At 48.1% G+C, this 12,400-nt stretch carries 7 protein-coding genes; all 7 read right to left on the reverse strand.

From position 1 onward, the window contains the following. Positions 1-127: GTP-binding protein (locus NH568_RS15405; RefSeq protein WP_228553369.1), on the reverse strand; the 127-nt coding region annotated here is incomplete at its 3' end. A gap of 57 nt (positions 128-184) precedes the next feature. Beyond that, positions 185-2,299 carry an elongation factor G gene (gene fusA, locus NH568_RS15410; protein WP_054016908.1) on the reverse strand — a complete coding sequence of 705 codons (2,115 nt, stop codon included), beginning with the start codon at positions 2,297-2,299 and terminating at the stop codon, positions 185-187. A 27-nt stretch (positions 2,300-2,326) separates the two neighbouring features. Beyond that, a complete protein-coding gene (gene rpsG / locus NH568_RS15415) occupies positions 2,327-2,797 on the reverse strand; it encodes a 30S ribosomal protein S7 (RefSeq protein ID WP_046003850.1) in 471 nt (156 codons plus the stop codon). Between the two features lie 102 nt (positions 2,798-2,899). Then, positions 2,900-3,274 (reverse strand): 30S ribosomal protein S12, encoded by a 375-nt coding sequence (gene rpsL / locus NH568_RS15420; RefSeq protein ID WP_010387308.1) that lies wholly within the window; start codon positions 3,272-3,274, stop codon positions 2,900-2,902. Between the two features lie 191 nt (positions 3,275-3,465). After that, a complete protein-coding gene (rpoC, locus tag NH568_RS15425) occupies positions 3,466-7,647 on the reverse strand; it encodes a DNA-directed RNA polymerase subunit beta' (RefSeq protein WP_253048640.1) in 4,182 nt (1,393 codons plus the stop codon). 95 nt (positions 7,648-7,742) lie between these two features. Next, the gene (rpoB, locus tag NH568_RS15430) at positions 7,743-11,768 is read right to left on the reverse strand and encodes a DNA-directed RNA polymerase subunit beta (RefSeq protein ID WP_253048641.1); all 4,026 of its coding nucleotides are present in this window, start codon (positions 11,766-11,768) and stop codon (positions 7,743-7,745) included. A gap of 265 nt (positions 11,769-12,033) precedes the next feature. After that, a complete protein-coding gene (gene rplL, locus NH568_RS15435) occupies positions 12,034-12,396 on the reverse strand; it encodes a 50S ribosomal protein L7/L12 (protein ID WP_023400585.1) in 363 nt (120 codons plus the stop codon). Between the last annotated feature and the right edge of the window lie 4 nt (positions 12,397-12,400).

Consider the following 12,400-nt stretch of genomic DNA (forward strand, 5'->3'; position numbering starts at 1 on the left):
CACCACCGTATACTTTTGCAAGTACGTTAGTGATTGCTGCAGTTAGGGTAGTTTTACCGTGGTCAACGTGGCCGATAGTACCAACGTTAACGTGCGGTTTCGAACGTTCAAACTTTTCTTTTGCCATTTTCAAAATTCCTATAAAGAAATTAAAGTCCAGCCCTAAGACCGGACCGAACTAAAATTACTTAACAGCGCGAGCTGCAATAATTGCGTCAGCAACGTTTTTCGCCGCTTCTGCGTACTTGGAAAATTCCATTGAGTACGAAGCTCGACCTTGTGTTGCAGAACGAAGATCGGTTGCATAACCAAACATTTCAGACAGCGGTACCTGAGCATTAACTTGCTTCAGACCACCAAATGAGTCTTCCATACCTTCGATTATGCCTCGACGACGGTTGAGGTCGCCAACGACATCACCCATGTTTGCTTCAGGGGTGGTGACTTCTACCTTCATAACAGGCTCAAGAATCACAGGCTGCGCATCTAGCGCGCCTTTCTTGAAGCCCATTGCGCCGGCAATCTTAAACGCCATCTCATTTGAGTCGACATCGTGGAACGAGCCGTCAAACAAGGTAGCTTTCACACCCAGCATAGGATAGCCCGCAAGAACACCTTGCTTCATCTGCTCCTGGATGCCTTTGTCAACCGCAGGAATGTATTCCTTAGGAACCGTGCCACCTACGATTTCATTTACGAATTCGTAAATTGGCGCGTCTTCATCAGCAACATCCATAGGCTCGAGCTTCAACCAAACGTGACCATACTGGCCGCGTCCGCCTGACTGACGTACGAATTTACCTTCGGCTTCAACCGAACCGCGGATCGTTTCACGATAAGCAACTTGTGGCTTACCTACGTTACATTCAACACTGAATTCACGTTTCATACGATCTACGATGATATCCAGGTGGAGTTCACCCATACCTGAAATAATGGTTTGGCCTGATTCTTCGTCGGTTTCAACTCTGAAAGACGGGTCTTCCGCCGCCAGTTTACCCAGCGCGATACCCATTTTTTCTTGGTCAGCAACGGTCTTAGGCTCTACTGCCACTGAAATCACAGGCTCTGGGAATTCCATACGCTCTAACGTGATAACAGCATCATGGGCACAAAGCGTGTCACCGGTAGTAACATCTTTGAGACCAATTGCAGCAGCAATGTCCCCGGCGCGAACTTCTTTGATCTCTTCACGCGAGTTAGAGTGCATCTGAACGATACGTCCAAAGCGCTCTTTTTTGCCTTTAACTGGGTTATAAACCGAGTCACCCTGACCTACTGTGCCGGAATAAACTCGGAAGAAGGTAAGCGTACCAACAAATGGGTCGGTGGCGATCTTAAACGCCAGAGCAGAAAACGGTGCGCTGTCGTCCGCAGGACGCGTTGCTTCGCTTTCATCTTCCAGGATACCCTGGATCTCTTTAACCTCAGTTGGAGATGGCATGTATTCAACAACGGCATCAAGCACTGCCTGAACACCTTTGTTTTTGAACGCACTACCACAGGTCATTGGGACAATTTCATTGTTCAATGTACGCTGACGGATCGCGGCCTTAATTTCGGCCTCGTTCAGTTCACCTTCTTCAAGATATTTGTCCATTAGCTCTTCAGAAGCTTCTGCGGCAGATTCGAGTAGCTCTGCGCGCCACTCCTCTGCCAGCTCCTGAAGTTCTGCCGGGATCTCTTCGTAGTTGAAAGTCATCCCCTGGTCTTCAGCATTCCAGTTGATGGCTTTCATCTTGATGAGATCAATAACACCTTTAAATTCATCTTCAGCACCAATTGGCAGCTGAATTGGCACAGGCGTAGCGCCAAGACGCTTTTTCACCTGATCCACAACGGCGAGGAAATCTGCGCCGGTACGGTCCATTTTATTGACGAAAATCATGCGAGGTACTTCGTACTTGTTCGCCTGACGCCAAACGGTTTCCGTTTGTGGTTGTACACCTGATGAAGCACATAATACGACTACAGCCCCATCTAGTACACGTAATGAACGTTCTACTTCGATGGTGAAGTCTACGTGTCCGGGAGTATCGATGATGTTTATACGATGCTCATCAAACTGAGCATCCATCCCTTTCCAGAAACACGTGGTCGCAGCAGAGGTAATGGTAATACCACGCTCCTGCTCCTGCTCCATCCAGTCCATAGTTGCGGCACCGTCATGTACCTCACCAATTTTGTGAGACAGGCCCGTGTAATAAAGTACACGTTCCGTAGTGGTGGTTTTCCCCGCATCTACGTGAGCACAGATCCCGATATTACGGTAGCGCTCAATAGGAGTTGTACGTGCCATATTATCCTCTTAAAGGTCTCGGGCAGATTACCAACGGTAGTGAGCGAATGCTTTGTTCGCTTCAGCCATACGGTGAACGTCTTCACGTTTCTTAACCGCAGTGCCTTTGTTGTCAGCAGCGTCAAGCATCTCTTGAGCCAGACGAAGGCCCATTGATTTCTCGCCACGCTTACGTGCAGCTTCAACCAACCAACGCATACCTAGTGCGTTGCGACGAACTGGACGTACTTCAACTGGTACCTGGTACGTAGAACCACCAACACGGCGAGATTTAACCTCAACCTGTGGGCGTACGTTATCAAGTGCAGACTCAAAGATTTCTAGGTGCGACTTGCCTGATTTTTCAGCAGCCACGTCTAGCGCACCATATACGATTTTTTCAGCAGTAGACTTCTTACCGTCAAGCATTACTACGTTAACGAATTTAGCAAGAAGCTCTGATCCGAACTTCGGATCTGGAAGAATTTTACGTTGACCTATTACGCGTCTTCTAGGCATTTTCTTTCTCCGGTATCTTCAGGTTCGTCTTACTACGACGAATTCCCAAAACAAAATATATAAATTAAAACTTAAGTGCTTGGCCTTACTAACGGAGAACCATTAGCCCTTAGGACGTTTTGCACCGTACTTAGAACGACCTTGTTTACGGTCATTTACGCCAGCACAGTCAAGCGCGCCACGTACTGTGTGGAAACGCACACCTGGTAAGTCTTTAACACGACCACCACGGATTAGGATAACACTGTGCTCTTGCAAGTTGTGGCCTTCACCACCAATGTAAGATGTTACTTCGAAGCCGTTCGTTAGACGAACACGCGCTACTTTACGTAGTGCAGAGTTTGGCTTCTTAGGTGTAGTTGTATATACACGAGTACATACACCACGCTTTTGAGGACAAGCTTTAAGAGCAGCTGAGTTGCTCTTAGTAACCTTGCTGCGACGTGGCTTACGTACTAGCTGGTTAATAGTTGCCATTAAATAGCTCCTGAATTAATAAAAATTACTACTGAAAAAATCAAATTTAGCCAATTTAAACGTTCTGTTATTCGAACGAATAAATGGGTGGCGGAATTTTAATGAGCAAAGTTTAACCTGTCAACCAAAACAACTAAAAAGGCAGCGTTAAAGCTGCCTTTTTATTGTAATTGACGTGTTTTTCGTCAATTTTAGTCTTGGCCGCCAAGCAAGTCTGCGTTTAGTGCGTCAGTCAGTGCCTGAGATGCTTCTTCAGCACTTACTGTTTGCTCTTCAACTGCAGCTTCATTTTGCTTACGACGGTTGATGCGATCTAGGTGGTAAGAGAAACCGGTACCCGCTGGGATCAGACGACCCACGATAACGTTTTCTTTCAGACCACGTAGCTCATCACTCTTACCATTTACTGCGGCTTCAGTCAGGACACGAGTTGTTTCCTGGAACGAGGCTGCAGAGATGAAAGATTCTGTTGCCAGTGAGGCTTTAGTAATACCCATCAGCTGAATTTCGAACTTAGCCGGGATCTTACCTTGTTTCTCTAGCTCGCGGTTTGCGATGTTAACGCGTGCCACTTCGGCTTGCTCGCCCGCCAGAAACTCACTGTCACCACCATCGATGATGATACATTTACGTAGCATCTGGCGAATGATGGTTTCGATGTGCTTATCGTTAATCTTTACACCCTGTAGACGATATACTTCTTGTACTTCGTTTACGATGTAGTTAGATACGTCAGTCACACCACGTAGACGTAAGATGTCGTGCGGAGACTCAGGACCATCGGCGATAACTTCACCTTTAGATACCTGCTCACCCTCGAACACGTTCAACTGACGCCATTTCGGGATCATTTCTTCGTATGCATCACCCTCTGCCGGCGTGATCACCAGGCGCTTCTTACCTTTGGTTTCTTTACCAAAGCTAACGGTACCTGTGATTTCTGCCAGGATTGCTGGATCTTTCGGCTTACGTGCTTCGAATAGGTCAGCAACTCGAGGTAGACCACCCGTGATATCACGCGTCTTCGAACCTTCCTGAGGAATACGCGCCAATACGTCACCCGGCTGAGCCTTAGCACCATCTGTGATTTCGATGGTGGTGAACGAAGGCAGACGAATTTCCTGCAGGCCACGCTCTTCATTTTCAATGATAAGCTTAGGCTCTTTCGCATTCACCTTAGCAAGGTCTTTAACTACCACACGCGTCAGACCAGTCAGTTCGTCTGTCTGTGCTTCTGTGTTAGAATCGTCGATGTCGCTGAACGATACTTTAGACTCATGCTCGATGATGATTGGGTGACTGTGCGGGTCCCAGGTCGCGACAATGTCGTTACCTTTCACTTCAGCACCGTCATTCACTGACAATACGGCACCGTAAGGCACTTTATAGCGCTCTTTCTCACGGCCCTGCTCGTCAATAACCGTAATTTCGGTTGAACGTGAGGTGATCACTATCTTACCGTCGGTATTGATTACGAACTTCGCATTGTGCAGCTTCATGCTACCGTTGTTCTTCACCTGAACACTGTTCTCTGCAGACGCTCGAGATGCCGCACCACCGATGTGGAAGGTACGCATCGTCAGCTGGGTACCCGGCTCACCGATTGATTGTGCCGCGATAACACCCACAGACTCACCAGCATTGATGATATGGCCACGCGCAAGGTCACGACCGTAACACTTAGCACATACACCAAAGTCGTTTTCACAGGTGATAACCGAGCGTACTTTTACTTCGTCCACTGAGTGCTCTTCTAACAGGTCACACAGTTTTTCATCAAGCATTACGTTACGCTCAACCAGCACTTCTTCAGTGCCAGGGATAACCACGTCTTCTGCTACAACACGACCCAATACGCGCTCGCGTAGTGGTTCTACAACGTCACCACCTTCAATCAGCGGCTTCATCACAGTACCTTCAAGAGTACCACAATCAGTTTCGTTGATGACCAAGTCTTGTGCCACGTCTACCAGACGACGGGTCAGATAACCCGAGTTCGCTGTCTTAAGTGCCGTATCGGCTAGACCTTTACGCGCACCGTGCGTCGAGATGAAGTACTGTAGTACGTTCAGACCTTCACGGAAGTTCGCTGTGATAGGTGTCTCGATGATTGAACCATCCGGACGTGCCATCAGACCACGCATACCGGCTAGCTGACGGATCTGAGCGGCACTACCACGTGCGCCCGAGTCGGCCATCATGAATACTGAGTTGAAAGAGTCTTGCTCTTCTTCTTCACCTTTTGCATTCACAACCGTGTCTTTGGACAAGTTCGCCATCATCTCACGTGACAAGTTTTCATTAACACGTGACCAGATATCGATAACTTTGTTGTATTTCTCACCCGCAGTTACAAGACCAGACTGGAATTGCTGGTTGATTTCTGTAACTTCGGCTTCTGCCGCTTCGATGATACCAACTTTCGTAGGTGGGATTTCCATATCGTTGATACCGATAGAAACACCCGACTTCATCGCGTAGTGGAAACCGGTGTACATCACCTGGTCAGCAAAGATAACGGTATCTTTCAGACCCAGACGACGGTAACACTCGTTCAACAAACCAGAGATCTGCTTTTTGCCCAGCGTGCGGTTGATCAACTCAAACGGCAGGCCAGTTGGCATGATCAAAGACAGGATGGCACGACCAACTGTGGTTTCAACCACTTCAGTTACGTCTTTACGCTCACCTGTTTCCCCATCAATGTGGACTTCTGCGATACGTACTTTCACGCGTGCATGTAGTTCAGCAGCGCCAGTACGGTAAGCTTTTTCAGCTTCTTTCGCATCTTTGAAAGCAATGCCTTCACCTTTTGCGTTGATGCGGTCGCGAGTCATATAGTACAGACCCAATACAACGTCCTGTGATGGTACGATGATTGGCTCACCGTTCGCAGGAGACAGGATGTTGTTTGTCGACATCATCAGGGCGCGTGCTTCAAGCTGTGCTTCCAGTGTCAACGGTACGTGTACCGCCATTTGGTCACCATCGAAGTCAGCGTTATACGCCGCACACACTAGCGGGTGCAGGTGGATTGCTTTACCTTCGATCAGAACCGGTTCAAACGCCTGGATACCTAGTCTGTGAAGTGTCGGTGCACGGTTCAGCAGAACCGGGTGTTCACGGATAACTTCATCTAGTACGTCCCAAACCTCTGGTACTTCGCGCTCAACCATCTTCTTCGCAGCTTTGATGGTTGTCGCCATGCCGCGACGCTCTAGTTTGCCGTAGATAAATGGCTTGAATAGCTCAAGTGCCATCTTCTTAGGCAGACCACATTGGTGTAATTTCAGTGTTGGACCTACTGTGATTACAGAACGGCCTGAGTAGTCTACACGCTTACCTAGCAGGTTTTGACGGAAACGACCTTGCTTACCTTTGATCATGTCTGCAAGCGACTTCAGAGGACGCTTATTAGAACCTGTGATCGCACGGCCACGACGACCGTTATCGAGTAGTGCATCTACCGCTTCTTGCAACATACGCTTTTCGTTGCGTACGATGATGTCCGGTGCCGCCAGGTCAAGTAGACGCTTAAGACGGTTGTTACGGTTGATAACACGACGATATAAGTCATTCAGATCAGATGTCGCAAAACGACCACCATCAAGTGGTACCAGTGGACGTAGATCAGGTGGCAGTACAGGTAGTACGCTCATTACCATCCACTCAGGGTTGTTACCTGACTGGTGGAACGCTTCCATCAACTTAAGACGCTTAGTAATCTTCTTACGCTTGGTCTCAGAGTTGATAGTAGGCAGCTCTTCACGCATTTCAGCGATCAGCTGGCCCAGATCCAGGTCACGTAGCAGATCAAGTACCGCTTCGGCACCCATCTTAGCTTCGAACTCGTCACCGTGCTCTTCCAGAGCATCCAGGTACTCTTCTTCACCTAACAGCTGGCCACGCTCAAGCGTCGTCATGCCAGGTTCAGTTACAACGAATGACTCGAAGTAAAGTACACGCTCGATATCACGAAGCGTCATGTCCAGCATCAGGCCGATACGAGACGGCAGTGATTTTAGGAACCAAATGTGTGCAACTGGGCTGGCCAGCTCAATGTGACCCATGCGGTCACGGCGTACTTTAGTCAGTGTAACTTCAACGCCACACTTTTCACAGATCACACCACGGTGCTTCAAGCGCTTGTACTTACCACACAAACACTCATAATCTTTTACTGGGCCGAAGATACGGGCACAGAATAAGCCGTCACGCTCAGGCTTGAAAGTACGGTAGTTAATTGTCTCAGGTTTCTTTACCTCACCGTAGGACCATGAACGCACCATGTCCGGCGAAGCAAGACCAATGCGAATTGCATCGAATTCTTCGGTCTTATTTTGTTGCTTCAGAAACTTAAGTAAGTCTTTCACCTTAGCTCTCCTGTCGGAGTTAATCTTGAGGGCAAGCCGGGCTTGCCCCTTCATTCTTTTCAGTCCGGTCTGGGCCGCTTAGGCGGCCCGGCGGATCAACTTTCTTCCAATTCGATGTTGATACCCAGCGAGCGGATCTCTTTCAACAATACGTTGAATGATTCCGGCATGCCCGGCTCCATCTTATGGTTGCCGTCTACGATGTTCTTATACATCTTAGTACGACCGTTTACGTCATCCGACTTAACTGTCAACATTTCCTGTAGCGTGTAGGCAGCACCGTATGCTTCAAGTGCCCATACCTCCATCTCACCGAAACGCTGACCACCGAACTGTGCCTTACCACCCAGCGGCTGCTGAGTAACCAGGCTGTAAGAACCGGTAGAACGTGCGTGCATCTTGTCATCAACAAGGTGGTTCAGTTTCAGCATGTACATGTAGCCAACCGTTACCTGACGCTCAAATGCATCACCGGTACGACCATCATATAGCGTTACCTGACCACTTCGTGGGTAACCACCCAGCTCTAGCATGTCTTTGATTTCAGCTTCGCGTGCACCGTCAAACGCAGGTGTTGCGATTGGTAGACCACCTTTAAGGTTGTCTGCCAGACGGCGGATTTCATCATCAGAGAAGTTTTCAATATCGACTTTCTGACGGCAATCACCGATTTCGTAAGCTTTCTTGATGAAATCGCGCATTTCGTGTAGTTCACGTTGCTCTTTCATCATGTCTTCAATGCGCTCACCGATACCACGTGCAGCAAGACCCATGTGAGTTTCCAGGATCTGACCGATGTTCATCCGCGATGGTACACCCAGCGGGTTCAGAACGATGTCTACCGTACGACCTCTTTCATCGTAAGGCATGTCTTCAACAGGCACGATAGTAGAGATAACACCCTTGTTACCGTGACGACCCGCCATCTTATCACCCGGTTGAATACGACGCTTAACAGCCAGGTAAACCTTAACGATCTTCAGTACGCCCGGCGCCAGATCATCACCTTGGGTGATCTTGCGACGTTTGTTCTCGAACTTCTTATCGTATTCAGCTTTCAGCTCGTCGTACTGCGCAGCCAGTTGCTCTAGTTCAGCTTGCTGCTCTTCGTCAGCCAGGCTTTGCGTCAGTAGTTTTTCAGCGTTCAGATCTGCGATCTTATCTTCGCTCAGACCAGCACGTACAAGCAGATCACGCGCACGAGTCAGAATACCACCTTCAAGAATACGGAATTCTTCGTTGAAGTCTTTCTTCGCTTCGCGAAGCTGCATGTCTTCAACTTCCAGTGCACGCTTGTCTTTTTCTACGCCATCACGGGTAAAGACCTGAACGTCGATAACCGTACCAGATACAGAGTTAGGTACACGTAGTGAGCTGTCTTTAACGTCAGACGCTTTTTCACCGAAGATAGCACGCAGTAGCTTCTCTTCAGGCGTTAACTGAGTTTCACCTTTAGGCGTAACTTTACCAACCAGGATATCGCCGCCTTTCACTTCAGCACCGATGTATACAACACCTGATTCGTCCAGCTTGCCTAGCGCAGACTCACCCACGTTCGGAATATCAGCGGTGATCTCTTCCGGACCAAGCTTAGTATCACGCGCAATACACTGTAGTTCCTGGATGTGGATCGTAGTTAGACGATCTTCCTGAACAACACGCTCTGACAATAGGATTGAATCCTCGAAGTTGTAACCATTCCACGGCATGAATGCCACGCGCAGGTTTTGACCAAGAGCCAGGTCGCCCAGGTCAGTCGAAGGACCATCCGCCAGAACGTCACCACGTACAACCGGCTCACCAACCATACAAGTTGGTTTTTGGTTGATACAGGTGTTCTGGTTAGAACGGGTGTATTTAGTCAGGTTATAGATGTCGATACCTGCTTCACCAGGTACGCGCTCTTCTTCGTTCACGTTAACAACGATACGGCTTGCATCAGCATACTTCACCACACCGCCACGCTTAGCAACAATGGTTACACCAGAGTCTTTTGCCAGCGTACGCTCGATACCTGTACCTACCAGCGGCTTGTCTGCGCGCAGTGTTGGTACAGCCTGACGTTGCATGTTCGATCCCATCAATGCACGGTTCGCATCATCGTGTTCAAGGAATGGGATAAGTGCCGCTGCCACAGAGATAACCTGCTGTGGAGATACATCCATATACTGGATGCTGTCGCTTGGCATAAAGGTTGACTCACCTTTATAACGACATGGGATCAGCTCTTCTGCAAACTGGTTTTCTTCAGTCAGGTTAGTGTTCGCCTGTGCGATTACGAACTGACCTTCTTCAATTGCAGACAGGTAATCAACGTCATCCGTTACTACACCATCCACGACTTTACGATATGGTGTTTCAAGGAAACCATAATCGTTAGTACGTGCATAAGTAGATAATGAGTTGATCAGACCGATGTTTGGACCTTCAGGCGTTTCGATAGGACAAACACGACCGTAGTGAGTAACGTGTACGTCTCGAACCTCGAAGCCAGCACGTTCACGAGTCAGACCACCCGGACCAAGTGCAGAAATACGACGCTTGTGCGTTACTTCTGACAGCGGGTTGTTCTGGTCCATAAACTGAGAAAGCTGTGAAGAACCAAAGAATTCTTTAACGGCAGCAGAGATAGGCTTAGCGTTGATCAGATCCTGAGGCATCACGTTATCCAGATCACCTAAGCTCAGACGCTCACGTACAGCACGCTCAACACGTACCAAACCAACGCGGAACTGGTTTTCTGCCATTTCACCTACAGAACGGATACGACGGTTACCTAAGTGGTCGATATCGTCCACATCGCCCTTACCGTTACGGATGTCGATCAACACCTTCATCACGCTAACAATGTCTTCTTTGCTCAGCGTGCCAGGGCCGGTGTCAGTGTCATAACCAACACGGCTGTTGAACTTCATACGACCAACCGTTGACAAGTCATAACGCTCGTCAGAGAAGAACAGGTTGTCAAACAAGGCTTCTGCTGCTTCTTTTGTTGGTGGCTCACCCGGGCGCATCATACGGTAGATTTCTACCAGCGCTTCAAGACGGTTTGATGTGCTGTCAATGCGCACAGTTTCCGACATGTAAGCACCGCTGTCTACATCGTTGATGTACAGGGTATCAATTTTGGTGTGACCTGCTTTCACAAGCTCGGCCATCAACTCCAGAGACAGCTCAGCATTTGCTTCTGCAATGATCTCACCCGTTGATTCATCGATGTAGTTTCTCGCAACCACACGACCAATGATGTACTCATGCGGTACTTCAAGCTGGTCAATGCCCTTTTTCTCGATTGTTTTTATATGACGGGCTGTGATACGACGACCCTGTTCAACCAGGACTTCACCGTCTGCATCTTTGATATCAAAAGCAGCGGTTTCACCACGTAGTCGAGATGGCACCAATTCCATCATCACTTTGCCGTTTGTCACTTCGAACGCAGTGGTTTCGAAGAACATGCCAAGAATTTCCTCAGTTGAGAATTCAAGCGCACGTAGAATGATTGACGCAGGCAGTTTACGACGACGGTCGATACGTACAAACAGGTTATCTTTTACATCGAATTCAAAGTCTAACCACGAACCACGGTAAGGGATCACGCGTGCGTTATATAGTACTTTACCCGACGAGTGTGATTTACCACGGTCGTTATCAAAGAATACACCAGGTGAACGGTGTAGCTGAGAAACGATAACACGTTCAGTACCATTGATAACAAAAGTACCTGTGTCAGTCATGAGCGGGATTTCGCCCATGTAAACTTCTTGCTCTTTAATGTCTTTGACTGTGCCTGGTGCATCTTTGTCCATTAGCACAAGACGAAGTTTTACGCGAAGTGGAGCAGAAAAAGTCACACCGCGAATTTGACATTCTTTTACATCGAATACTGGCTCTCCAATACGATAGCTAACGTATTGAAGCTCAGAATTGCCCGAGTAGCTTTTGATCGGGAACACAGAACGGAATGCCGCTTCCAGTCCGGTATCACCATCAGCGTCCGGTGTAATGAACTTTTTGAACGATTCCAACTGCGTTTGCAAAAGGAAAGGTATGTCCAAAACTTGTGGACGTTTACCAAAATCCTTACGGATACGTTTCTTTTCAGAATAAGAGTAAGCCATGGGGTTCCTCAGCTTGCTGATCTTTGACCCAACCTGTTCATGGAGAACAGACTTCATTGGCATCTAAGCCATGATAACAACATCTAATTGTCGTCCTATGAGTCACTCACTTTCAAAATACTACTAACAGATTGAAAAATAAGAAAAAACATAGGAATTTATTGCGCAACAGGAAAGCGTCGCTCTATAGCGCAAAAGGGCCGGTGATTAAATAATCACCAGCCCTTGCCTGATTGCTCAGGCAGCGAACCTAGCAAATGCCAGATTACTTGATCTCAACTTCAGCACCAGCTTCTTCAAGATCTTTCTTAAGTGCTTCAGCTTCTTCTTTAGAAACAGCTTCTTTGATTGGCGCAGGAGCAGACTCAACAAGAGCTTTTGCTTCTTTAAGGCCAAGACCAGTTGCACCACGTACAGCTTTGATAGCAGCAACTTTGTTACCGCCAGCGCCAGCTAGGATTACGTCGAACTCAGTCTTTTCTTCAGCAGCTTCAGCAGGACCAGCAGCAACAACAGCAGCAGCTGCAGTTACGCCGAATTTTTCTTCCATTGCTTCAACTAGTTCAACAACTTCCATTACTGACATTTCAGCAATCGCGTCAAGGATTTGGTCTTTAGTTACAGACATTTTA

It is taken from the genome of Pseudoalteromonas sp. XMcav2-N (genome assembly GCF_024124545.1).
Classification (GTDB): Bacteria; Pseudomonadota; Gammaproteobacteria; order Enterobacterales; family Alteromonadaceae; genus Pseudoalteromonas.